Genomic DNA, 25,596 nt, shown 5'->3' with positions numbered 1-25,596 from the left:
TTTCTATATCAGAAAGCCGGTTAAAGAAGAAAAGCATGGAGATTCTCTTATGTTAAGGTATTCTTTTTGCCGGTTAAGAGAAGACTGCAGGTGAAGGCAATAAAGGGAGCAACTAACACCAGGCCGATGCTTCCGATAAAGGTATCCAGAATCTCTGCAGATACATATTTGTAATTCAGAATATTAAACACCGGTGTACCCTGTGCCATAAATACCATAAGAAGGGCAATATATCCGCCGGAATATGCTAACAGGAGGGTGGTAGTCATGGTGCCCATGGCAGCCTTTCCCACATTCATACCTGACAGAAAAGCCTCTTTCCATTTCATTTCAGGCTTTTTTGAGATGACTTCGTTGATGGCAGAGGTGATATCAACGGCAAGATCCATTACAGCGCCGGAAGAACCGATAAAAATACTTGCCATAAAGATTTTGGTCAGATTCAGATTGGCATAGCCGCTGTAAAGAAGGCTTTCGGAATTGGGCATAATAGCTCCATGTATCTTATAGCTGGTTGTAAAAACCATACCAAGAAGACAGGTGACAAGGATACCAAGGGATGCCCCCGATATGGCAGCCAGAGCCTTTTTGTTAAAACCAAATACCAGTGAAAGAATCAGTATTATAAGAGAAACGTTGATAAGAAGTCCAAAGTATATGGGATTATAGCCGTTTAAATAAGCAGGGACTAAGACCTTCCATATCATCAATATGCTGGTTACAAAGGAAATAAGTGAACGAAAGCCTGTTTCTCCGGCTACTATGATAAGCAGCAGGGCAAAGGCTGCGGCAAGAATGGCTTCCTTTTTAATACGGTAATGGTCAATAAGGTTGACGGATAAGATTTTGGAATCCTGATAACTGATAACTACTAAAACTTTATCACCCTCATGGAATATTTTGTCATTTTCCAGGGAACCGTTCAGCAGATTAAACCCTTCTGTCTCTTGTCCCTTAAATTTACCTCCAAGCAGCTTTACTATGCAGGTTTGCTCACCGGAACGGATAAGACCGGTGTCAATAATGTTCTTGTTATCCACTGAAATTACTCTGGCGGCGGTGCGGTCAGTTCCCTTGTAAATAACCGCATCCTCATATCCGGTGGGAATCAGCAAAAGAAGCAGTAATACAGCCAAAGAAACCAGTACGGGAAGATGATAGGAAAGGTTGAATTTTCGTCTATTATGAAAAAGGTTCATGTAAGTTCCTTCTTTCTTTCTGTTTCATATGGAAAGAAGGATTGCCTGTTGCCTTTTAAGCAATCCTTCTTTTAAAGTTGCCGTGGGACTTTATTTTACCTTTAAAAGGCTGGCAAGATTGAAATATATCTGGGTGTTGTCATAATATCCTCCGAAAAGATCGGCGCCCTGTCCCTGGGCAAAAACACCTACCGGAAGTCCGGTATGGGAATAGGAAGTAAATGCTATACCGGATTTGTTATTCAGAATATGAGTGATTGTTACGGTCAAGGGTTCGTAGCTGCCATAGAGGAGATATTCTTCCTGACTCTTGGCGGCTTTTCCGGTTATGGTCATATCGTAAGCTGCTTTTAGCTTATTGTATTCATAAGGTGTCAGAACCAGGTTGGGATATGCAGCTGAACTGGGATCGGTATCTGTTATCAAACCGAAATTCTTCTTGATATCGGTAAGAACGTCAGTAAAAGAAGTTTTATTTTCCTTGTATTTCTTTACATAAGCCGAATCGAATTTAGCATAGGAAAGCTTCTGGTTGGAAAGATTGTCAAGGAAAGTAGAGTATTCCGTACCGGCATAACCAATGGTTAACCCTCCGGTTTCATGATCTCCGGTTACAATAATAAGGGTTTCAGAAGGATACTTCTTATAGAAGTTTATTGCTTCTTTGACAGCATCATCTAAGGCAAGAGTATCGGATATTGTGGAGCCTGCATCATTTGCATGGCATGCCCAGTCGATTTTTCCGCCTTCTACCATCATAAAGAAGCCTTTTTTGTTATAAAGAACATCAATACCCTTCTTTACATAATCCTTTAATGCCCATTCACCGGTTTTGGTATCATTGGAATAAGAAAGGGAATTACTGTCAGCTAAAGTTTCACCGATTACAATTGATTTTCCGTCAGCAGCAGTGAGTGCTTCTGCGTCTTTTTGTGCAGTAAGAACCTTATACCCGCTGTCTTTTGCAAGTTTATAAAGGTTTGTCTGGGGGGTGTCCTTCTTATCTCCATCGGGATTTATCAGTGCACCGCCTGCAAAATAGTCAAAGCCGCTGTGAATCATCTCAAGTCCGATAGCATAGTAATTGTTTCTGGAGGCCTGATGAGCATAGTAAGCAGCAGGAGTTGCATGGTTTAAGTTAACTGTTGAGATAATTCCTATTTTATAACCAAGCTGCTTCTTTAATTTTTCGGAAATTGTTTCATAAGAGATGGTCATGGTTTCATCCATGTTAATCGTTCCGCTGTAGGTTTTGTGTCCTGTAGAAAGGGAAGTTGCCGTAGAAGCGGAATCAGGACAAAAAGAAGTGGAGTCATATGTAACAGCAGAGCCTGCTACGGGGAACTTTGTAAAGTCTAAGTATTTATTACCGGTAAGGACTTTGGAAGATTTATCCTGGGAGATAGCACCAAGGTAATCGCTGGCTGCCTGAATCTGCGGAAAGCTCATGCCGTCGCCAATAAACATAAAGACATATTTGGGAGCTTTTAGGGAAACCGCCTGGGTTTCCTTTTGGCTTCCGGAAGCATTGCTCTTTACGCTGGTAAAATCATTGGTGAACATAAAGGTTAAGAGGAATATACCTGCTATTATACAGGCAATTGCCCTCTTAAAGGTTTTATTTATCATACTTTCATACTCCTTCTATTATTTGGGTTTTAAGTAACCAAGCAAATCCTGTCCTAATATCGGCCTGCATGCATATCCGGATGCCAACATAAGAAGAATTGTTATTTTATAAATAGCATAAGGAGTAAAAAGAAGCAATATGAAATGGGAACATTTAACATAAGGTTTACGAGGTATTAAAATATTTACAAATACAGGCAGGCTAAAATCCAAAATAATTTTTGGTATTGTAGTAGGAAATATCCTGGATCATCTCTCCAAGAAGAGGTAAGTCAAAAGGATATTCTCCCTTTTCAACCCATTGTCCGAATAAATCACAGAGAATCCTTCTGAAATACTCATGCCTTGGATAGGAAAGAAAGCTTCTGGAATCGGTTAACATACCAATAAAATTAGCCAATAGGCCTGTATTGGCAAGGGAAGTCATTTGCTCGGTAATGCCCTGCTTATGGTCATTAAGCCACCAGGCACTGCCATGCTGGAGCTTACCCTTTACACTGCCTTCCTGAAAGCAGCCGATAACGGAATCAATAGCAGCATTATCAACGGGATTTAAGGAATATATAACTGTCTTTGGCAGACTGTCAGTTTCATTTAAAGCATTCAGGTAATCTGCCAGCTGGGAGGAGAAACTTAAGTTATTTATACAATCAAAGCCGGTATCGGGACCAAGGAGTTTATATAGTTTCTGGTTGTTATCTCTTTTAGGTCCGTAATGCAATTGCATTACCCAGCCGGCTTCACTGTAGCATTTGCCTGCAAACAGCATAAAGGCAGTCTTGTATTTCAGGATTTCCTGTTCGGTCAGTATTTCTCCTCTTAGCTTCCGGCAGAAGATTTCCTCAATTTCCTTTTCATCTGCCGGATAATACATAACGTAGGAGAGAGAATGATCGGAGATACGGCAGCCTTTTGAGGAAAAGTAAGCTATGCGTTTTTTTAGTGCCCTGCAAAGAGAGTCAAAGCTTGTGATAAGAACACCGCTGACTTCGGAAAGAGTCTTCAGATAACCGGAGAAATCGGGCTTTTCAATGTTTAATGCCTTATCCGGACGAAAGGCAGGATAAACCTTTACGGAGAAGCCGGAATCTTTTTGTATCTGCTCATGCCAGCAAAGAGAATCCACCGGGTCATCTGTAGTACAGATAGTTTCCACATGGGAAAGCTTCATGATATTTTTGGCACTGAATTCATTGGAAGAGAGCTTCTTATTGCATAATTTCCATACTTCATCCACTGTGGATTCCTTTAACACACCGTAATAGCCAAAGTACCTTTGCAGCTCCAGATGGCTGAAGTGGTAAACGGGATTTCCGATAGCCTTTTGAAGGGTCCTGGCCCAATGGAGGAATTTATCATAATCAGAAGCATCTCCGGTTATGTATTTTTCATCTATTCCGTTGGCACGCATCAGCCTCCATTTATAATGGTCACCGCCAAGCCACACCTGTGTAATGTTGTCAAAAAGCTTGTCTTCTGCGATTTCTCTGGGGTTTATATGGCAATGGTAATCAATAATGGGAAGTCCCTTTGCGTAATCGTGGTAGAGTGTTCTTGCAGTATCTGTTGTTAAAAGAAAATCCTGATCCATAAAATTTTTCATTGTTTACCTCCTGTATTGTTTTCGTGTATTACTGATTCTGTCATTGTTGTTTTCCGGTGGATGATTTCACAGGAAAGCAGGGTGGTTGCGGGGACTCTTTCTTTTTTCAGAATTCTCATAAGATTTGTTACGGCTGTAAGACATAGGGATTCCACATGGTTATCAATGGAGGTTAACTCCGGGTCACAGCTCTCTGTCAGAAGAGAATTGTTGTAACCTATCACGGATAAATCATCGGGTACCAAAAGTCCGGCTGCTCTGGCATATTTAAGGGCTCCGACGGCTAATATATCCTCTGCAGCCATGACGGCCTGAAAGCCTGCTCCATCCCTTTTAAGAGAGAGCAGAAAATCTCTGGCAGCAGATATGGTCAAGGGACATTGATTAATCAGTTCTTCTTTAAATGGAAGTCCAAAGGTCCTATATGCTTCCTCATAGCCCTGAATCTTATTTAAGCTGCTTAAAGTTTTGTTAGAATAAAGAAAGAGAATGTCCTTTTTCCCCTGTTCCAATAACAGGGTGGCTGCCTGACAGACAGCCTGTTTCTCATCACATAATATCCCATAGATATTTGGAGCGTTAATATAACCGTTGATAATGATTAGCGGCAGTTGTCTGGCGGCTGTTTTAAGATAAGCATTATACTTGCTGTCGCATTCCAGAAAATTGGAACCAATTACAATAATGGAATCCACTCTTTTTGACAGCAGGAGTTTTAAATAATTCTTTTTATTCGCAGATTCATGACCGGTACAGCAAAGAAGCGAATCATATCCGTTTTTCCGAAGTTCTCTTTCCAGATAATTGATAGCGTTGGCATGAAAAAGGTCAGAAGAGTCAGTGCACATGATTCCGATAGTCTTCATGGTATCAAGTCCAAGACCTCTGGCAAAGGCATTGGGGATATAATCAGATTCTTCCATCACCTTTAAGACTTTTTCTCTGGTCGTTTCACTTACGAAAGAGTTTCCGTTAAGAACCCTTGAAACGGTAGCAATAGAAACACCTGCCCTTTTGGAAATATCATATATATTCATAAATCCCCTTTCTATGTAAGCGCTTACATTGTAAATCTGAATCTAAGCTTAATTATACTATTGCATCAGAAACAGTACAAGTATAATCTTTCGTAAGAATAAGTTATATTGCTCTATTTCCAACTAAGCTTTTAGGAACTCTCCCATGGGAGATTCAAGTAATATAAAGCTGCATAGATGTAAGCACTTACAAGAAAGGTTTAATTACAGGAGGATGCGGCGGGAGATTTTAAAATAAGCGGTTGGTCAGAAAGCAGTAGGGGTTATCAAAAGAAAAAAGACAATATATTCTAGAAATAATTCAGTATTCTCCTTGCTTTGTATGCAAAAAAAAGGTAAAATCAGAGTTTGAGAGATAGAAAACAACCGGATATTTACGAAAGGAAAGAGGTTAGAATGGCAAAAATAGTTACAATGGGTGAGATTATGCTTCGCTTATCCCCACCCGGCTATCAGAAATTTATCCAGGCAGATAATTTTGATGTGAATTATGGAGGCGGTGAAGCGAATGTAGCAGTATCCCTTGCCAACTTTGGACATAAAACTCATTTTGTTTCCAAGGTTCCTGATAATCCAATCGGAGACTGTGCGGTAGCTGCTTTAAGAAAATATAATGTAAATTGCGATTTTATTGCCAGAGGAGGAGAAAGACTGGGAATTTACTATCTGGAAACCGGTGCTTCCATGCGTGCCTCCAATGTTGTATATGACAGAGCCCATTCCTCTATGGCAGAAGCCGCAGCAGAGGATTTTGATTTTGATGCCATTTTCGAAGGAGCAGACTGGTTTCATGTCAGCGGAATTACTCCGGCCATTAGTGACGGAGCTGCTGCTGTAACAGAGCTTGCCCTAAAGGCTGCCAGGGCAAAGGGAATTACCGTATCCCTGGACTTTAATTACCGCAAAAAACTCTGGTCCTATGAAAAGGCAGGGAAGGTTATGACAAACCTTTTGCAGTATGTGGATGTATGCATTGGCAGCAAGGAGGATGCAAAGTATATTCTGGGGATGAATCTAAGTGATACGGACAAGACAGGTATTGAAGCAGAAAATTATATAAATAAGGACATCTTTCAGCGAATGATGGATAGATTTGGCTTTCAATGTATTGCAAGCTCTTTGAGGGAAAGCTATTCTGCTTCTGATAATGGCTGGTCCGCCTGCATTTATGACGGAAAGGAATTTTACCGTTCCAGGAAATATGAATTGCGCATTGTAGACCGTGTAGGCGGAGGGGACTCTTTTGCCGCAGGCCTTATCTGCGGACTGATAGAAGAAAGAGGTATAAAGGAAGCATTGGAATTTGCAGTAGCGGCCTCTGCCCTAAAGCATACGATTCCCGGAGATGTAAATCTGGCATCCCGCAGTGAAGTCGAAGGATTGATGGGAGGAGATGCTTCCGGAAGGGTGCAGAGGTAATGATTTACAAAAACAGTATTGTATATATATACATTTATTGAATAAAGTAATACAAAACTTTAAAATTAATCTTGATTATTCTCGCTATAACTATTATGATAATGAGGTACTTATTTTTGTACCTCATTTTTTTATAGAAAAAGATAGAATTAATTATAGATAAAAATGTATAAATTCAACATCAAAAGTACTGTACAGTAAGAATGTACGGTTAGACAAAAGTACTGCCATATAAAGGAGACGATACTATGATTAAGCTTTATGAAAAGGGTGCCTATGTGTTAAACGGCACAGAGGTAATCGATGAAAGAGAAGCAACAGCAGAAGTGCTTCAAAGCAAAACGAAGGGAGCCTGTTCAAAGGAAGAGGCCGCTAAGAATACACTGGCATACGGTATTCTCAAGGCTCATAATACCTCCGGGAATATGGAAAAGCTAAAGATTAAGTTCGATAAGCTGGCTTCCCATGATATTACCTTTGTAGGAATCATCCAGACTGCCAGGGCCAGCGGCCTTGAAAAGTTCCCCGTACCCTATGTCTTAACGAACTGCCATAACAGTCTTTGTGCAGTCGGAGGTACTATAAATGAAGATGATCATATGTTCGGACTATCCTGTGCCAAAAAGTACGGCGGTGTTTATGTACCGCCTCACCAGGCAGTAATCCATCAATTTGCAAGAGAAATGTTAGCCGGAGGCGGCAAGATGATTTTAGGTTCTGACAGCCACACCCGTTATGGTGCCCTTGGTACCATGGCAATGGGGGAAGGCGGACCGGAACTTGTTAAGCAGCTTCTTAACAAGACCTATGATGTCAATATGCCGGGGGTAATCGGTGTTTACTTAACCGGAGAACCAAGAAAAGGCGTGGGGCCTCAGGACATTGCCTTAGCCATTATCGGTGCTGTATTTGAAAAGGGCTATGTAAATAATAAAGTAATGGAGTTCTTTGGAGATGGTGTCGGTAAGTTATCAGTTGACTACCGTATCGGTATTGACGTTATGACCACAGAAACCACCTGTTTATCCTCCATCTGGATTACAGATTCCAAAGTAAAGGAATTCTATGAAATACATAACAGGGCAGAAGATTATAAAGAACTTACATTAGAAAGTGTTGTATATTATGACGGGCTGATTCATGTGGATTTATCAGAAATTAAGCCAATGATTGCCATGCCTTTTCATCCAAGCAATGTCTATACCATTGATGAACTGAATAAGAATTTGTATGACATTCTTTCAGAAGTGGAAAAGAAGGCTGCCATCAGCCTTGACAATAATAAGATAAGGTACAGTTTACAGGATAAAGTTAAGAATAACAGGCTTTATGTAGACCAGGGCGTTATTGCAGGCTGCGCCGGAGGCGGTTTTGAGAATATCTGTGATGCTGCGGATATTTTAAAGGGCAAGTATATCGGAGCAGACGACTTTTCTTTAAGCGTATATCCGGCAAGCCAGCCCATATTTATGGAGCTTGTAAAGAACGGTTCTGTAGCAAGCCTAATGGAAACCGGTGCTACCATAAGAACAGCCTTCTGCGGTCCTTGCTTTGGAGCGGGAGATGTTCCTTCTAATAATAGCTTCAGCATAAGGCATACCACCAGAAACTTCCCCAACAGAGAAGGTTCCAAGATTACAAGCGGACAGGTTGCTTCCGTTGCATTAATGGATGCCAGATCCATTGCGGCTACAGCGGCTAACAAGGGTTACTTAACTTCGGCCGAAAATATTGATACGGACTTCTTAAAGCCGAAATATTTCTTTGACAGTAAGATTTATGACAACCGCGTTTATAATGGCACCTCGAATCCGCTTCCTGAAACGGAAATCAAATTCGGACCGGGAATTGTGGATTGGCCTGCTATGCCAGGTCTTACAGACCATATGGTATTAAAGGTGGTATCAGTAATCAAAGATCCGGTTACCACAACAGATGAACTTATTCCTTCCGGTGAAACTTCTTCTTACCGTTCCAATCCCTTAGGGCTTGCGGAATTTACACTTTCGAGAAAAGACCCGGCTTATGTAGGACGTGCCAAAGAGGTGCATAAGGCAGAAAAAGCGCGTATTAGCGGAGAGGATATTTTAGCCGCTAACCAAGAGCTGAAAGAGGTTTATGAAGAAATACAAAAGGTATTTACAATAGATCCTAAAAATATGGAAATCGGAAGTGTAATCTATGCCGTAAAACCAGGTGACGGTTCGGCGAGGGAACAGGCTGCCAGCTGCCAGAAAGTGCTTGGTGGTCTTGCCAATATTGCAAAAGAATATGCCACCAAGAGATACCGCTCCAATTTAATTAACTGGGGTATGCTTCCCTTTATATTAAGCGAAGAGATTCCTTTTGAAAAGGGAGATTATCTTTTTATTAAGGATGTAAAAAGAGCCGTAGCAGAAAAGAGTAATGAAATAAAAGCCTATGTAGTTGGAAAAGCTATGAAGGAATTCACCTTAAGGCTTGGAGAATTAACAGAGGACGAAAGAGATATTATAGACAAAGGCTGTCTGATCAATTATTATCGTGAAGAAAATTAAGCAGACTTGCGATATGCATGGGTGTATGGTAAAATATTTCCTGGACGAAAGGAAGGGTTCTTATGGACAAGATAATTGACGGAAAGAAAATATCCTCTGATATTAAAGAGGAATTAAAAGAGGAAGTAAGGCAGTTAACGGAAAAAGGAATTTCTGTTACTTTAGCAGTGGTACAGGTAGGAAACGATTCTGCTTCCACCGTATATGTCGGGAATAAAAAGAAGGCCTGTGAATATATCGGTATTGGCTCCCTGTCCTATGAGTTAAAAGAGGAGACAACGCAGGAAGAGCTGCTTTCTCTTATTAAGGAACTCAATGAAAGAAAAGATGTAAACGGTATTTTGGTTCAGCTTCCTTTGCCAAAGCATATTAAGGAAGATGTTATTATAAAAGCAATTTCACCGGAGAAAGATGTGGACGGCTTCCATCCTGAAAATGTAGGACTTTTAAGCACCGGACAAAAAGGTTTTGTATCCTGTACTCCGGCAGGCGTAATTGAGCTTTTGAAACGTTCGGGCATCACCATCAGCGGTAAGGAATGTGTTGTTATCGGAAGAAGTAATATCGTTGGAAAACCCATGGCGGCACTTTTAATAAGGGAGGACGCAACGGTAACAATTTGCCATTCCAAGACAGTGGATTTAAAAAAGGTCGCAAAAAGGGCAGATATTCTGGTAGCTGCGATTGGAAAGCCTAAGTTTATTAACAGTGAATTTATCAAAGAAGGAGCTGTTGTAATAGATGTCGGCATCCACCGTCTGGAGGGAAAGAAGCTTTGCGGCGATGTGGATTATGATGATGTCTTTGATTTGGTTAGTGCAATCACTCCGGTTCCCGGAGGTGTTGGCCCTATGACCATCGCCATGTTAATGAAAAACTGCGTGGAAAGTGCTAAGTTGAAAAACGAATGAAAAGAAAGGTAAGAGTGATAATGGCTGGCAGCAATCATATTATTAAAGATGGAATCAGCTATGTGGTTTTAAAATGTGAGGACAGTCCATATTTACCTGCCGATTTAAACATTAATCCCACATGGGAAAAAGATAAGCAGTTCCAATATAACGGAAATATGGAAATAGAGGACTATAAGCTTTATCTGAAAGATTTGTCTGTCTTTTCTGACCGCGGTTTTCCGGAGATTGGGAATGTGGAGCCTAAGATTTCTGAAATCAGTTATGGTATAACGAATGCCTGTTATGAGGACATTCATTTATCCTTAATTTATACAGGCGGTATGATTGTTGGGAAGGGATATCTGAAAGAGTATGATAAAGGCATGATTTGCTCCGGACGTTATTATGAGCCGGTGTATTGCTATGAAACCCTTTTGGAACTGATTTTTCAGGATGGCCGCCTGGTTACGGAGATAGACCACAGTAAGGCCATGCGGAGAATACGAAAGAATCTGGATTTGGAACTTCGTTCCCTGGAAAAGGAAAGAGATGCAAAATGTATCCGCCATTTTGTCATGACCTCCTTTATCGGAGATTATGAGCATCCGGGAAAGAACAAGAAAAAGAAGCTCTTTCGCATTAACAGTTATATCAAAAAGCTGCGCAATTCAAAAAAAGAAATTTCAGAAACTACAGAATAGAATTTTAAAACGGGCTGCTGCCGGGGGAAGATCTTCCGGCAGCAGCCCGTTTGCTCCATATGGTGTAAACCAGTTGCAGTTTGATTGACAAGCCAAAGGATCAGAGGTATAATTGTTAATGCAAATGATTTGCATTAACAAGCAACTGCTTTAGGAAGGACTATCAGCATGGATATAAAGACAGAGAAAAACGTTATATTAATAACAGGGTATCTGGGATCGGGTAAAACAACATTGATGAACGGGCTGCTTAAGGATGCATCAGGGAGAAAAGTGGCTCTTGTTGTTAATGATATGGGAGCTGTGAATATAGATGCCTCTTTGATAAGGCTTGAAAATAAGAATACTGTTTTGGATTACAGTGTGGTCGAGTTGAAGAATGGCTGCATCTGCTGCACCTTGCGTGATGAATTTATGGCACAGATTGAAAGAATAGCGGACATGGAGGAGATTGATACCATACTGGTAGAAGCTTCCGGTATCAGTAATCCGGCTTCTATTGCAGAAGTTTTTTTATTATATGAGGAGGAGAACCGGGAATTAAAGGCGCATCTAAGTACCATTGTCACTGTGGTTGATGCAGATAGAATCTATGCGGAATTTTTAGAGGAGCTTGAAGATATCACAGAAGAGAAGACAGAGGAGGATCCCGATATTATTAATCTGATAATAGAGCAAGTGGAATTCTGTAATATAATTCTGTTAAATAAATGTGACCTGTTAAGCAGAAAACAGCTTGAGGAAGTTAAGGCTGTTATAAGAAAATTCCAGCCCTTTGCTGAAATTATTGAAACAGAATATGGCAGAATAGATTCAGAATATATTTTCAGAGAAAGGGAATTTGACTATAAAGCAGTGGAAAGGTCCTCTCCTTTGGGGCATACCTTGTCGGTACTGCATCAGGATGGAGCAGAAAAAAGAGGGGTACATGAGGAGTTTGGTATCTCCTCCTTTGTATTTGAGGACAGGCATCCCTTTGATTATGACAGGTTTATTGCTTTTCTGGAAAAGGATTATCCGGAAGAAATCATAAGAGCAAAGGGCTATATCTGGTTTTCGGAGGATGATATGCATGTTCAGTTATTTGAGCAGGCAGGAAGAAATTCTTCCCTTTCAGAGGTCTCTAACTGGACGGCTGCCTTGCCAAAAGAAGAACAGGAAATTATTTTTAAGCAATATCCCGAAGTGCTTTTGGATTGGGACATGGTGTATGGGGACAGAATGAATCAACTGGTATTTATCGGAAAAGATTATAACAGAGAAATATTTATTCAAAGGCTATCGGATTGTCTGGAGAAAGGCGGTGAAAGTACGGCAAATGGAAGAAATTGAGAAGCAATATCATTACCTGTATGAGAACCTGGAGAAGATAACGATTAAGGAATTGAAAGATTTCCTGAACCTGTGGGAGAAGGAGGAACAGAGGGATAAGGCAGTATTTTTCTGCCCCAACCATTTCTTTGAGATTTATCTGTATGAATATGATTTTAAAGGAAGGGAATATGATATCCTGGACTGGAAGCTTCACCTTTTATACAGGGAGCTGGCAGAAAGATATAGAAAAAAAGATGACGGGGAAAGAGCACTTTCTTTTTATGAGAAGGCCCTTGTCTGCAATCCTTTGGATGTAGAGATACTGTATGGGCTGGCTCGCTTATACCGGGACACCGGCAACTGGGATATGCTTTATAAAACAGCAGAAAGGATGTATCCGTATTGTTATACAAGGAGTGATATGAGTAAATATTACCGGCTGCTTGGCCTGTATTATCTGGAAACTTATCAGCCGGATATCTCGGAGGCGGTTTATGAGTACAGTAATTATTATTATCCGAATGAAGCTGCATCAAAAGAGATGGAATTTTTTGAGAAGGCATTAAAGAGAAAAAGGCAGGTCAGGGAATTCTCCAAGTTACAGGAAATACTAGAGGAGAAGGGGATTCCATCCGTTCCCAGACAGGAGACCTTAGGGCTTTTATATAAGGCCGCTAAAATGGAGCTTGACAGAAACAACCTTGATTACGCCAGGTATCTCTTCTTATTTTTATATCAGTTAACAGGAGATGAAGAAACAGAACGGATACTCAACAATCTGTGATTTTTCACAAACACTGCAGCTGCAAACATTGCGCAGAAATGAGGTAATATATGGATAAAAGAATACCAATTACATTGATAACGGGCTATTTGGGCTCTGGTAAAACCACGCTGCTAAACCATGTGCTTGAAAATCAGGAAGGATATAAGGTAGCGGTTATCGTAAATGACATCGGTGAAGTCAATATCGATGCAGAACTTATTGAAAGAGGCGGAGAAGTAACCCTGGCAGATGATAACCTTGTGGCTTTATCAAACGGATGTATCTGCTGTAGTCTGAAAACGGATCTGATGAAGCAGATTGTGCACCTGGTTAAGCAGGGACGTTTTGATTATATACTGATTGAAGCCAGCGGAATCTGCGAACCCTTGCCAATTGTTCAGACAATTGCCATGCTGGATGGAACAGTAGAGGATGACCGCCTTCCCAATATATGCAGGTTGGATAATGTAGTTACGGTAGTGGATGCCAGACGTCTGGTGGATGAATTCATTAGCGGAAAAAGTCTTGTAAAGGAAGACATTGAGGAAGATGATATCGAGAGTCTTATCATCCAGCAGATAGAGTTCTGCAATACTATTATTTTAAATAAGATATCAGATATAAAAGAGAGTGAGAAGGCAGAGATTCTTTCGGTGATCCGGCAACTTCAGCCGGAGGCTGATATAATTGAAACAGATTATGCAAAAGTGGCGGTATCTGATGTACTGGATACGGGGAATTTTGATTTGAATGAAGTTGAGAATTCCTCCGGTTGGAAAAAGGTGTTCTTGAAAGAAGAAGATGACAAGGAATATGAGCACTCCCATGAACACCGGCACCATCATCACCATCATGACGGTGAAACAGACGAATACGGTATAGGTACTTTCCTTTACTATACAAGAAGGCCCTTCCACTACGAGAAATTTGAGGACTGGCTGAATAGCAGATGGCCTTCAAACATTATACGAAGTAAAGGTATGGCGTGGTTTTCTGACGAAAGAGATACAGCCCATATATTTGAACAGGCAGGAAAACAGATGAGTCTTACGCCGGCAGGGCTTTGGGCAGCAGCTGCTTCAAAGGAACAGCTTGAGGAGGCAATGAGGAAATATCCTCCCATAAAGGAAAATTGGGATAAAAAGTATGGTGATAGAATGACAAAGCTTGTTTTTATAGGAAAAAACATAGATAAGGAGAAAATTCGCAAAGAATTGGATGCATGCCTTGATAACTGATTTTGAATAAAAAAGAAAGCGGTCTAAGACATTGGTACAGGTCAAAAACCGCTTTCTTTTTTGCTGTGATTTATTTTTGGATTTCTTCTACTGTGTTGTAGGAAGTACCGGGGGTATAGGTGATTTTAATAAAATCACCGACATTATACCGGATGATTTCGGGGAATTTTGAAACATTGATATCAAAGATTCCGTCATTTCCCTGAAGCAGTATATAATAGTGGGAGTTACCGTCAATAACCACATCTGCCAGCTTGGCAATACTGCCGGATGCTGATTGAAGGGTATCCGTATCTTGCTGTATGATATTATCATCCTGAAGTTTTTGCAAATACTGTCTTTCGCACTCCTTGATGGTTTCTGCAGTTGCCACAATCTGATATCTTGAGATATTTACCATAGCATAGCTTTTTACAAGCCCGGCGGCATCCTTAAGGGCTATAAAATAAGTGGGTTCTCCTCCGATATTAAGGAGCAGCGGGAAAGTTGCCGTATATCCTAAATGCTGTACCTGTCCTTCGGCAGAGGCCATAGCAGAGTATTCTTCGGCTCCTGAAATCGGATAATATCTTGTTTCGGCTGTTCTCTGATTCATAAGAACAAAGCCTACATTGGATTCGTCCTGACCGACGGAAGTAATGCCTGTATATACCCACACATCATCCTCCAGGGCGATATAATTGTATCCTTTTGTAGTCTGCAGGGAGTCTTTCTGGCTGAAGATGGAATTTAAATACCCGTGTTTTAAGGTGCCATAATAATTAAATTGCTGTACCAATAAATCGGCTGAATAAACACGGTCCACCCATTCGGGAACCTCGGATACCTTGTAATTGCTAAGATCTCCTGTTATAGCATTTACAAGAACAACCCTTCCGACGGTCTCACCGCCGAACAGCCCTATGGTATAGCTCTTAACAGGGCATATCCAGTAAGGCACACCGGCTTCATCAATTTCAAAGTTATAAGAAGAGAAAACATAAGTCGGATAGTGAAAGCGCAGGTAACGGTTTAAGTATCTGCCAAAATGGTCGGACTGGGAATACTTTATGCCTTTTGATAATTTCACCAGTTCAACATTTTCTGTTGTCATATCAATTCGGATATAGGCCGGAATACCCTTACTGTTATTGGTAAGCCACTTGATAGCATTGCCGTATTCAAGAGGAGTGACTCTGGTAGGAACGCTCTTGTAGTTTATCTGGGTATAGTTGTCCGACACCTCAAACTGTGATACATATTCGGTGATGCTTCCCATTTTTCTGGAACCCAGTAAAGTAGCAGAATCTTTATCGAGAACCGGAATCTCGGAATAGGAGATTTCCTGAATGTCTGTTTTAAAATCACCTTCTTTTACAGGCAGCATCTTTTGATATTTACCGGAATTGATAATTGGGGAAGATAAAAGGGAACCGCCAATGTAAAACAGGATAACAGCAACGGTTACTATAACGGAGGCCTTCATAAGCGGGCCGTTTATGAAATCTTTGGGACTGGTTATGATTTTTCCGTTTCTGTTAAAAGCAAAGCCTATAATAAGGGTAAGTACAATCAGGGCTGTAATAATAAACAGCCAGAAGCCGTGGGAATGGATATTGATAGCCGGCAGAGTGATATAGTAATAAATAAATATAATCGTGAAGAAAACTAATAAGCTGATAATAATATTTCTGGTTTTTTTCATCGTATCCGTAACCTTTCATTTGATTTCTTTTATCTTAACAAATAAAGGATAAAAGTCAATTAAATTTGCATTAGAATTTCCAAAAGATTAAATAAAAAATAAACAGTTTCTTTTTTAGAAGAAAACTGTTAAAATGTCAAGGGTAACAGTTTAGTGTGAATTATTGAAAAGCATAATTCGCATCCTGATTGGTGGCAGTGCCACATCTGCAAGCAAATGCGGCATGCAATGGGAGCTAGTGTAGGAATAGTTGGAGGTTTGGATGAATATATTTTTTGTTTCGCTGGGTTGTGATAAAAACCTGGTGGACAGTGAGATAATGCTTGGTATCATAAAAGAATACGGTTTTACTATAACAGATGACGAAAGGCAGGCGGATATTATTATCGTTAATACCTGCTGCTTTATTAATGATGCCAAGGAAGAAAGCATTAATACCATTTTAGAAATGGGGCAATATAAGAAAGACGGCAGATTGAAAGGATTAATTGTAACCGGATGTCTTGCTCAGCGTTACAGGGAGGACATTTTAAAGGAAATCCCGGAAGTGGACGCTGTTGTCGGTACAAAAAGGTATGAAGAGATCGCTTCCGTCATCGATGAGGTATTAAAGGGAAGCAAACCCGTTAAGATAGAGGAGTTTGAAAGCCGTCCTCATACGGATAAGCATAAGAGGATTAATACCACAGGAGGTTATTTTTCCTATCTAAAGATTGCAGAAGGCTGCGACAAGCACTGCACCTATTGTATTATTCCCAAGATAAGAGGGAATTATCAGAGCAGACCCATGGAAGAACTTTTGGAGGAAGCAAAAGAGTTAGCGGATAACGGGGTAAAGGAATTAATTCTGGTTGCCCAGGAGACTACTCTTTACGGAAAAGATATCTATGGGGAGAAATCTCTGCATAAGCTTTTAAGAGAACTTTGTAAAATAGAAGGAATAGAATGGATTCGGATTCTTTACTGTTACCCGGAAGAAATCACGGATGATTTAATTAAGGTAATGAAGTCAGAAAAGAAGATATGCCATTATCTGGACATTCCCATCCAACATGCCAGTGATGAGATTCTAAAGAGGATGGGAAGAAGAACAACAAAAGCCGAGCTGATAGAAATGGTTAATAAGCTTAGAAGGGAGATACCGGATATTGCGCTCCGTACCACCCTGATTACGGGATTCCCTGGTGAAACAGAGGAAAACCACGAAGAATTAACGGAATTTGTAAAAGAGATGGGCTTTGAACGATTAGGTGTATTTACCTATTCCAAGGAGGAAGATACCCCGGCAGCTAAGATGCCTTCCCAGATAAGAAAACCGGTTAAAGTAAAACGTCAAAAGGAAATCATGGAATTACAGCAAAAGGTTGCTTTTGAAAAATCAGAAGAAAAAATCGGTGAAAGGCTGAAGGTTTTAATAGAAGGAAAACTTCCGGAAGAATCCCTGGATGAATACGGCTTAGAAAGCGGAAATATCTATATCGGAAGGACTTATATGGATGCTCCCAATGTGGACGGCTATATATTTATTCCCACCAGAGCCATGCTAATGTCCGGCGAGTTTGCAGATGTTGTTGTTACAGAAGCAAGGGGATATGATCTGGTTGCTGAACTTATAAATTAGAAAGAAAAGTTCCCTTAAGGGGAGAAAGGACGGATACAATGAATCTTCCTAACAAAATAACCATAGCAAGAGCCTGTATGATACCGGTATTTCTGGTATTCTTTCTGGTGCCTGGGATAGCAGGAGGCAAATACATTGCCGGCATTATCTTTATCGTTGCTTCCCTTTCCGACGCACTGGATGGATATCTGGCCAGAAAAAATAATCTGGTTACGAACTTTGGCAAGTTTGCTGATCCTCTTGCTGACAAGCTTTTGGTTTCTGCAGCACTTATCTGTTTTGTGGAATTGGGACTGGTACCGGCCTGGATTATCATTGTCATAATTTCCAGGGAATTTATCATAAGCGGCTTCCGTTTGGTAGCATCGGATAATGGAGTGGTGATTGCAGCAAGTTATCTGGCAAAGTTTAAAACCACCGCACAGATGGTAATGGCAATACTGCTGATTTTTCATGTAGACAATACAGCATACCATGTCCTGGAACAGGTATTTATCTACCTGTCACTGGTATTAACTGTGGTATCTCTTATTGACTATATGTATAAAAACAGGAAGGTATTATCTGATAAAAAGGCTTAAGCCTTACCAAGGAAGGTATGGCAGTTAATGTGAATTGTTGAAAAGCATAATTCACACTTTGATTTATGCATGGAGGATTAGTATGACAGTTGAATTAATCAGCGTAGGGACAGAGATTCTGCTTGGAAACATCGTAAATACCAATGCGAGTTTTTTGGCGGAAAAATGTGCGGCCCTTGGGATGTCGAATTATTACCAGGTTTCAGTGGGGGATAATGAAGAAAGGCTTTCAGAGGTCTTAAAAACGGCTCTTTCACGCAGTGAGGTTGTGATCTTAACGGGCGGACTGGGTCCTACAGAGGATGACCTGACAAAAGAAGTTACAGCGAAAGTATTAAACCGCCGGCTGGTGGAAGATGAAAAGACAAAAAGCCGGCTTAATGAGTATTTTAAAGGCAGAGATAAAAAAGATATTACTGAAAACAACTGGAAACAGACACTTGTCATAGAGGATTGCCTTGTAGTAGATAATAACAATGGAACAGCCCCGGGACTGATTGCTAAAACAGAGGATGGGAAATCTGTTATCTTGTTACCGGGCCCTCCGGGAGAGATGGTTCCTATGTTTGAAGAATCCATTGTGCCATATCTGAAAGGCTTATCAGGGAATGTCTTATATTCCGAGATGGTTAAGATATGCGGTATCGGAGAAAGTAAAGTGGAAACTATGATAAAAGATATGATAGATTCCCAGACAAATCCTACGATTGCACCTTATGCAAAAAACGGTGAGGTTCATCTTCGGGTGACGGCTCTTGCCGCTACGGAAGAAGAAGGAAAATGTATTACTGCTCCTGTTGTTACGGAATTAAAAAAACGCTTTGGCGTTCATATCTACACCACCGAAGAAAAGGTAACGATCGAAGAAGCTGTAGTAAAGCTGTTGGCAGAATACGGGCTGACCCTTTCAACTGCGGAATCCTGTTCGGGAGGACTATTGTCGGGAAGGCTTGTGAATGTCTCCGGTGCTTCGGCGGTATTTGAAGAAGGCTTTATTACCTATTCCAATACTGCCAAGATGAAATATCTGAATGTATCGGAGGATACTCTAAAGGAGTTTGGAGCTGTCAGTAAGGAAACAGCAGAAGAGATGGCAAGAGGAGCAGCAAAAGCCTCTCAAAGTTTGGCCGCTCTTTCTGTAACAGGGATTGCAGGGCCGGAAGGCGGTACGGATAAGAAGCCGGTAGGGCTTGTATATATCGGATGCTTTTTAGACGGCAAGACGGAGACAAGAGAATATCATTTTAAGGGAAACAGGCAAAAAGTCAGGGAGTATACCGTAATCAGTGCTCTTGATTTTCTGCGTACAACAATATTAAGTACTTTTGAAAAAGAAGCATAAGATATATCGCATATTCTGTAAGATATTACCATGATGGAAATTGCTTTCCTAACGGGTTTTGCTGGATAAAAGACAAGGTTTTAACATAAAAATGACATACTTGCCACCTATTATAATAAGTGGAGTGAGTATAAATGTAATGCCTATGTTTGGTAAATCAGTAGGAGTGATTAGGATGAAAAATACAACAAGGAAACTTAGTATAATCCTGGTTTTATTTTTGATTGTATTTGTATCGGCATGTACAAAAAAGGATGAGACAAAGAAGGATTCCTCTGTTACTATAGTAACGCCTTCTGTGGTACAAGACAAAGAAGCTGTGAAAGCCACAGTAACACCTGCTGCCACGAAAGAAATCTCCATTTATACCATGAACGAGAATACCCAGGATGTGGAAGCTGTATCAGCAGTAGTGAACGAAGATACCAAGATAACACCGGAACTTATCGTTGATAAGGTAACAGATTCTTTGGGAGAGCGTCTGATTGATGTTGGAATTGACAGTGTGACAACAGAAGAGGATGAGGTTATCGTGAGTTTTAAATCCGACACCCCGCCTGTTGTTCAAGTGGACCTGTCTGTTGAGACAACTATTTTGGATGCAATTGCACAGAGCCTGGTAGATAACCTTCCGGAATACCCGAAAGTCATCTTCCGTGTAGAAGGCAAAGCATATAAATCAGCCAACCTTTCCTTTGGTCTGAATGATATTTATCTGGATGGTAATAAGTCGAAATAAGAAAACTATTTTAGATGACAGAAGAAGCCCCATAGTGTTCCTTCACACACCGGACCTGGGATATACTACTGGTTTTGTATGCGGTAATCATGCAAATGTGTTTGTATAATACACACAAAACCGGCAATGTGCCTTTCGGACAGTGTTGCAGGAAACTTTGGGGTTCTTCTATTTGGGCATGAAAGGGATTACAATGAATAAGGATAGAAAAAGGGTAATTATAGTGGGAGCCGGAGCAGCAGGGATGATGGCGGCTATTTATGCAGCCAGAAACTCACATGAGGTTCTGCTTTTAGAGAAAAATGATAAAGTCGGAAAAAAGTTATTTATTACGGGAAAAGGGCGCTGCAACATTACCAATGCCTGTGACATGGAAGACTTATTTAAAAATGTAATGAGTAATCCGAAATTCCTGTATGGTGCTTTTTATGGATACAATAATTATGATGTGATTGACTTCTTTGAGCAGTTGGGATTAAAGACCAAAATCGAAAGAGGAGGAAGAGTTTTTCCGGAATCGGATAAATCCTCCGATGTAATTGGAGTCTTACTGAAAGAATTAAAGAGGCTGCAGGTAGATATCAGGTACCAATGTGAAGTTGCGGAAATCCTGACAGAAGGAGTTGCGGTGAAAGGGGTTTTGATTAAGAAAACCGGAGAGAAGATTGCAGCCGATAAGGTGATAGTTGCAACAGGCGGGTTATCTTATCCCTCTACCGGTTCAACCGGTGACGGATACCGTTTTGCCAAAGCTATGGGGCATTCCGTTACGAAGCTTAGTCCATCCCTGGTACCAATAAACATTAAGGAAATCGAGTTTGTAAAGGAACTGCAGGGCCTGTCACTTAAGAATATTGAGATTACCGTAACAAGCCAGAATAAGGTTCTTTACTCTGATTTTGGAGAATTGCTTTTTACGCATTTTGGGGTAAGCGGGCCTGTTATCCTAAGCGCCAGCAGCTATTTAGTGCCGCATATGGGACAAAAAGACCTCACCCTTACCATAGATTTGAAGCCTGCCCTTACAAAAGAGCAGCTGGATGCAAGAATATTAAGGGATTTTGATGAATTTAAAAATAAACAATATAAGAATGCTCTTGATCGGCTCTTGCCACGAAAGATGATTCAAGTTATAATAGCATTAAGCAAAATTGACCCTGAAAAAAAAGTTAATCTGATTACAAAAGAAGAGAGAATGCAGTTAGTTAATGTGCTAAAGGCTATGACATTTCATATAGACAGACTAAGAGACTATAATGAAGCAGTAATAACCAAGGGTGGAATTGCAGTTAAGGAAATCAATCCTTCCACCATGGAATCAAAGCTTGTATCCGGGGTATACTATATCGGGGAAGTGGTGGATCTGGATGCTTTAACAGGCGGCTTCAATCTGCAGATAGCCTGGTCAACGGCTTATCTTGCCGGGAATTCTGTCTGAAAGCAAGTTTAGTATGCATGGGCATTAGCAGGAAGTTTTAAGATAAAATAAAAACAGGAAGTATTAAAAAACATGATGAAAGAACAAAAGCATTACAGCATAGCAATAGATGGTCCGGCTGGAGCCGGAAAGAGTACCATTGCAAAGCTTGTGGCAAAGGAATTGCAATTTATTTATGTCGATACCGGAGCCATGTACCGGGCGATAGGCCTGTTAGCTGTAAAAGAAGGTATTGACAGTAACGAGGAAGAACTTCTTGGCGCTGCCGTAAAAAAAGCAGATATCAGCTTAAAATATGAGGACAGCAGGCAGCAGATTTATCTAAACGGAGAAAATGTCACAGACGATATCCGTACAGAGGAAGCCGGAAAGATGGCTTCAGCTGTTGCAAAAGCAAAGGCGGTCCGTGAAAAAATGGTTGACATTCAAAAGGGAATTGCAGAATCCTCCGATGTCATTATGGATGGCAGAGATATCGGAACAGTAGTACTTCCCTTTGCTGACTTAAAAGTCTATCTGACCGCTGATGCAAAAGTGAGAGCAGAAAGACGATTTAAGGAATTGACGGAGAAGGGAATATCCTGTAATATAGAAGAAATTGAAAAAGATATTATAGCAAGGGATTATCAGGATATGAACAGAGCAGTTTCTCCTCTGAAAAAGGCGGAGGATGCTGTTGCCCTGGACTGTTCGTCTATGACGATAGAGGAAGTGGCTGCATCCATTATCCAGCTGTTTCAGAAAGCCGTTTCCTAAGAAGTATCCCTTGACAGAAAGAGGTTTCCTTTGAGAAAAGTAGTTTTAGCTAAGAGCGCCGGATTTTGCTTTGGGGTAAAACGTGCGGTGGATGCCGTTTATGATGAAATAAAGAAGGGTGATGAGGTTTATACCTATGGACCTATCATACATAATGAAGAAGTGATAAAGGACCTTAAGGAAAAGGGAGTCCGCCTGATTGAGTCGGAAGAGGAATTAAAAGCTCTAAGGGAGGGTACAATAATTATACGATCCCATGGCGTTTCCGAGAGGATTTACGATATTATAAAAAATAATAATCTGCATCTTGTTGATGCTACTTGTCCCTTTGTCCTGAAAATTCATAAAACGGTAAAAGAACAGACAGAAAATGGAAGGCATATTATTATTGTAGGAAGTAAAAAACATCCTGAAGTGCAGGGCATAACCGGCTGGTGTGTGAATAATTATACAGTCCTTGAAACAAAGGAAGAGGCCAAAAACTTTGACCTGCCTCTTGAAACTCACATATGTATAGTGGCACAGACGACAATTAACTACAATAATTTTCAAGATATAGTTGAAATTATATCTAAAAAGGGTTATGATATAATTGTTATAAATACAATTTGCAATGCTACAAAAGAGCGCCAAACCGAGGCAAGAGAGCTTGCTAAGGCTTCTGACGCTATGATTGTGATTGGAGATATGCACAGTTCCAATACCCAAAAACTGTACGATATATCAAAAGCTGAATGTGAAAATACTTACTATATACAGACACTGAAAGACCTGGATTTGGACAGACTCAAATCTTTTCGTAGCGTAGGTATTACAGCAGGGGCTTCAACCCCAAACAATATTATCAAGGAGGTTCATACTGCATGTCAGAAATGAGTTTTGAGCAATTATTGGAGGAATCATTAAAAACAATACAAAACGGAGAGGTTGTAGAGGGCACTGTAATACGTGTAAAAGAAGACGAAATCGTCTTGAATATAGGTTACAAAGCTGACGGAATCATAACCAGAAGTGAATTCACCAACACACCTGGTGTTGACCTGACAACCATTGTAAAGGAAGGCGATCCTTTACAGGCTAAAGTATTAAAGGTAAATGACGGTGAAGGACAAGTTCTTTTGACCTATAAGAGATTGGCAGCCGAAAAGGGAAGCAAAAAGTTAGAAGAGGCCTTTAATAACAAAGAGGTTTTAACAGCAAAAGTTACTACCGTTTTAGAAGGCGGACTTAGCGTAATCGTTGATGAAACGAGAATCTTTATTCCTGCAAGCCTTGTATCCGACGGATATGAGAAAAATCTTGAGAAATACGCAGGTCAGGAAATCGAATTTGTTATTTCTGAATTCAATCCCAAGAAGAGAAGAATTATCGGTGACCGTAAGCAGCTTATTGTTGCTAAGAAGCGTTCTTTACAGAAAGAGCTGTTTGAAAGAATCAAACCTGGAATGACAGTAGAAGGTGTAATCAAGAATGTTACAGACTTTGGTGCATTCATTGATTTAGGCGGTGCAGACGGACTTCTTCACATTTCTGAAATGTCATGGGGAAGAGTTGAGAATCCTAAGAAGGTATTCAAGGTTGGAGACAGCATCAAGGTTCTCATCAAGGATATTGCGGGAGAGAAGATTGCCCTTAGCCTGAAGTTTGAAGATGAAAATCCCTGGATTAAAGCTCCTGAAAAATATGCTGTTGGTAATGTAGTTCTTGGCAAGGTAGCAAGGATGACAGATTTCGGTGCTTTTGTTGAGCTGGAACCTGGTGTTGATGCACTTCTTCATGTATCCCAGATTTCCAAAGAACATGTTGAGAAACCTTCCGATGTTTTAAAAATCGGTGAAGAAATTACTGCAAGAGTAGTTGATTTTAACAGTGACGAGAAAAAAATCAGCTTAAGCATCAAAGCATTGGATAACGTTGTAGAGGAATCAGAAGAAGAACAGCCCCAGAAATAATGAAAGTGGATCAATACAAAAGATAGGAGTGTATCTGTTTGACGGATAACTATGAATCCTTTAAGGCACAGATTTATCAGCTGACAAAGATAGACCTGAATTTATACAAAGAGCGTCAGATGAAACGAAGAATTGATGCTCTGATTGCAAAGCATAAGGTTGATTCCTATGATTCTTATGTGGGTTTTATCAAGAAAAATCCGGTGATGTTCGAAGAGTTTGTAAATTATCTTACGATTAATGTATCGGAATTTTACCGTAATCCGGAACAGTGGGCACTGTTAGAAAAGGAAGTTCTGCCGTATCTTTTCAGCAAGTTCGGAAATTCCTTAAAAATATGGAGTGCGGCATGTTCGACTGGAGATGAACCCTATTCTCTGGTAATGCTTTTATCGAAATTCATACCTTTATCCCGAATCAAAATTCTGGCTACAGATATTGACAGACAGATACTGGAGAAGGCGAGAGTAGGATTATATAATATTAAGAGTCTGAAAGGACTGCCGGAAGAATTTCAAAAGAAGTATTTTACGGAGATTAACAGTACTACGTATCAGATAGCAGACAGCATAAAGGCGTGTGTGGAATTTAAACAGCACAATCTGTTAAAAGATGAATATCCTTCTAACTGCGATTTAATTGTTTGCCGCAATGTACTTATATACTTTACAGAAGAGGCAAAGGATACAATCTATAAAGGTTTTAATAAAGCCTTAAAAAAAGAAGCTATCTTATTTGTAGGCAGTACAGAACAGATTATACAGCCTCAAAATTTACAGTTTGCCACTTATAAATCATTTTTCTATAAAAAGATATAGTACTTATCACATATGTGATATTTCAAGTTGTGTCAACGGTTTATGGCAGTATGCATGCTGATGATTTCAGTGCTTCTGTTAGAACCTTTGACTGACTTAGGAATATCACTTTTTTTTCATATTTTATAGTTGATTTTTAGAATGATATCTAGTATATTGTGTATAGATACCGGCTGGGTAAGTTTTTACGTTCTATTTAAGAAGTATCGTGTAGATTGCAAGCAGTCTACTGGTCAGCCTGCGGTATGTATGAGGGTTAAGTTGAAAAAATTTTTTTCAACTAAGAATTAAGGAATATCCGATCAAAGACTGGATATCCGCGAAAGAGG

The 25,596-nt window shown here is 40.3% G+C and carries 21 protein-coding genes; 16 read left to right on the top strand and 5 right to left on the bottom strand.

Features of this window, described 5'->3' with window-relative positions; genetic code table 11:
* Positions 1-47: 47 nt before the first annotated feature.
* The 4 genes from BUF11_RS06060 to BUF11_RS06045 form a co-directional block, all read right to left on the bottom strand.
* Complete coding sequence (locus BUF11_RS06060; RefSeq protein WP_073587819.1) at positions 48-1,199, bottom strand: YibE/F family protein; 1,152 nt, start codon at positions 1,197-1,199, stop codon at positions 48-50.
* Between the two features lie 90 nt (positions 1,200-1,289).
* Positions 1,290-2,828 (bottom strand): alkaline phosphatase, encoded by a 1,539-nt coding sequence (locus BUF11_RS06055; RefSeq protein ID WP_084558477.1) that lies wholly within the window; start codon positions 2,826-2,828, stop codon positions 1,290-1,292.
* A 202-nt stretch (positions 2,829-3,030) separates the two neighbouring features.
* A complete protein-coding gene (uxaC, locus tag BUF11_RS06050) occupies positions 3,031-4,431 on the bottom strand; it encodes a glucuronate isomerase (RefSeq protein ID WP_073587818.1) in 1,401 nt (466 codons plus the stop codon).
* Entirely contained in the window at positions 4,428-5,468 is a 1,041-nt protein-coding gene (locus BUF11_RS06045) for a LacI family DNA-binding transcriptional regulator (protein ID WP_073587817.1), read from the bottom strand. Before BUF11_RS06045 ends, uxaC begins: the two co-directional genes overlap by 4 nt.
* A gap of 396 nt (positions 5,469-5,864) precedes the next feature.
* On the opposite strand from BUF11_RS06045, the gene BUF11_RS06040 reads away from it, so the two are divergent.
* From BUF11_RS06040 to BUF11_RS06010, 7 genes are all read left to right on the top strand, one after another.
* Positions 5,865-6,887 carry a sugar kinase gene (locus BUF11_RS06040; protein WP_073587816.1) on the top strand — a complete coding sequence of 341 codons (1,023 nt, stop codon included), beginning with the start codon at positions 5,865-5,867 and terminating at the stop codon, positions 6,885-6,887.
* Between the two features lie 248 nt (positions 6,888-7,135).
* Positions 7,136-9,424 (top strand): hydratase, encoded by a 2,289-nt coding sequence (locus BUF11_RS06035; RefSeq protein ID WP_073587815.1) that lies wholly within the window; start codon positions 7,136-7,138, stop codon positions 9,422-9,424.
* Positions 9,425-9,486: 62 nt separating this feature from the next.
* On the top strand, positions 9,487-10,335 hold the full coding sequence (folD, locus tag BUF11_RS06030; RefSeq protein WP_073587814.1) for a bifunctional methylenetetrahydrofolate dehydrogenase/methenyltetrahydrofolate cyclohydrolase FolD: 849 nt from the start codon (positions 9,487-9,489) through the stop codon (positions 10,333-10,335).
* Positions 10,332-11,018, top strand: a complete 687-nt coding sequence (locus tag BUF11_RS06025; RefSeq protein WP_139243288.1) for a hypothetical protein — start codon at positions 10,332-10,334, stop codon at positions 11,016-11,018. The genes folD and BUF11_RS06025 overlap by 4 nt, the downstream gene beginning before the upstream one ends.
* Positions 11,019-11,186: 168 nt before the next feature.
* Positions 11,187-12,350 carry a CobW family GTP-binding protein gene (locus BUF11_RS06020; protein WP_073587812.1) on the top strand — a complete coding sequence of 388 codons (1,164 nt, stop codon included), beginning with the start codon at positions 11,187-11,189 and terminating at the stop codon, positions 12,348-12,350.
* Complete coding sequence (locus BUF11_RS06015) at positions 12,322-13,116, top strand: tetratricopeptide repeat protein (protein WP_139243286.1); 795 nt, start codon at positions 12,322-12,324, stop codon at positions 13,114-13,116. The genes BUF11_RS06020 and BUF11_RS06015 overlap by 29 nt, the downstream gene beginning before the upstream one ends.
* Positions 13,117-13,166: 50 nt before the next feature.
* Entirely contained in the window at positions 13,167-14,336 is a 1,170-nt protein-coding gene (locus tag BUF11_RS06010) for a GTP-binding protein (RefSeq protein WP_073587810.1), read from the top strand.
* A gap of 70 nt (positions 14,337-14,406) precedes the next feature.
* On the opposite strand, the gene BUF11_RS06005 is transcribed toward BUF11_RS06010, so the two are convergent.
* Positions 14,407-16,020, bottom strand: a complete 1,614-nt coding sequence (locus tag BUF11_RS06005; RefSeq protein ID WP_073587809.1) for a hypothetical protein — start codon at positions 16,018-16,020, stop codon at positions 14,407-14,409.
* A 262-nt stretch (positions 16,021-16,282) separates the two neighbouring features.
* On the opposite strand from BUF11_RS06005, the gene rimO reads away from it, so the two are divergent.
* The 9 genes from rimO to BUF11_RS05960 all read left to right on the top strand — a co-directional run bounded on the left by rimO (position 16,283) and on the right by BUF11_RS05960 (position 25,267).
* Positions 16,283-17,641 carry a 30S ribosomal protein S12 methylthiotransferase RimO gene (gene rimO, locus BUF11_RS06000; RefSeq protein ID WP_073587808.1) on the top strand — a complete coding sequence of 453 codons (1,359 nt, stop codon included), beginning with the start codon at positions 16,283-16,285 and terminating at the stop codon, positions 17,639-17,641.
* Positions 17,642-17,679: 38 nt separating this feature from the next.
* Positions 17,680-18,222, top strand: coding sequence for a CDP-diacylglycerol--glycerol-3-phosphate 3-phosphatidyltransferase (gene pgsA / locus BUF11_RS05995; protein WP_073587807.1), 543 nt, complete (start codon positions 17,680-17,682; stop codon positions 18,220-18,222).
* An 82-nt stretch (positions 18,223-18,304) separates the two neighbouring features.
* Entirely contained in the window at positions 18,305-19,564 is a 1,260-nt protein-coding gene (locus BUF11_RS05990; protein ID WP_073587806.1) for a competence/damage-inducible protein A, read from the top strand.
* A 175-nt stretch (positions 19,565-19,739) separates the two neighbouring features.
* Positions 19,740-20,303, top strand: a complete 564-nt coding sequence (locus BUF11_RS05985; RefSeq protein WP_073587805.1) for a GerMN domain-containing protein — start codon at positions 19,740-19,742, stop codon at positions 20,301-20,303.
* 193 nt (positions 20,304-20,496) lie between these two features.
* Complete coding sequence (locus tag BUF11_RS05980) at positions 20,497-21,741, top strand: BaiN/RdsA family NAD(P)/FAD-dependent oxidoreductase (protein WP_073587973.1); 1,245 nt, start codon at positions 20,497-20,499, stop codon at positions 21,739-21,741.
* Positions 21,742-21,813: 72 nt separating this feature from the next.
* Positions 21,814-22,497: a (d)CMP kinase gene (gene cmk / locus BUF11_RS05975; protein WP_242952322.1), complete on the top strand. Its 684-nt coding sequence runs from the start codon at positions 21,814-21,816 to the stop codon at positions 22,495-22,497.
* Between the two features lie 30 nt (positions 22,498-22,527).
* Positions 22,528-23,373 (top strand): 4-hydroxy-3-methylbut-2-enyl diphosphate reductase, encoded by an 846-nt coding sequence (ispH, locus tag BUF11_RS05970; RefSeq protein ID WP_073587804.1) that lies wholly within the window; start codon positions 22,528-22,530, stop codon positions 23,371-23,373.
* Positions 23,361-24,449: a 30S ribosomal protein S1 gene (gene rpsA / locus BUF11_RS05965; protein WP_073587803.1), complete on the top strand. Its 1,089-nt coding sequence runs from the start codon at positions 23,361-23,363 to the stop codon at positions 24,447-24,449. The genes ispH and rpsA overlap by 13 nt, the downstream gene beginning before the upstream one ends.
* 38 nt (positions 24,450-24,487) lie before the next feature.
* A complete protein-coding gene (locus BUF11_RS05960) occupies positions 24,488-25,267 on the top strand; it encodes a CheR family methyltransferase (RefSeq protein WP_073587802.1) in 780 nt (259 codons plus the stop codon).
* Positions 25,268-25,596 lie beyond the last annotated feature (329 nt).

The sequence above is a fragment of the Anaerocolumna xylanovorans DSM 12503 genome, assembly GCF_900143645.1.
Taxonomy (GTDB): domain Bacteria; phylum Bacillota; class Clostridia; order Lachnospirales; family Lachnospiraceae; genus Anaerocolumna; species Anaerocolumna xylanovorans.
The sequence above is the reverse complement of the archived record's forward strand: the minus strand, read 5'-3'. Positions and strand labels throughout refer to the sequence as shown.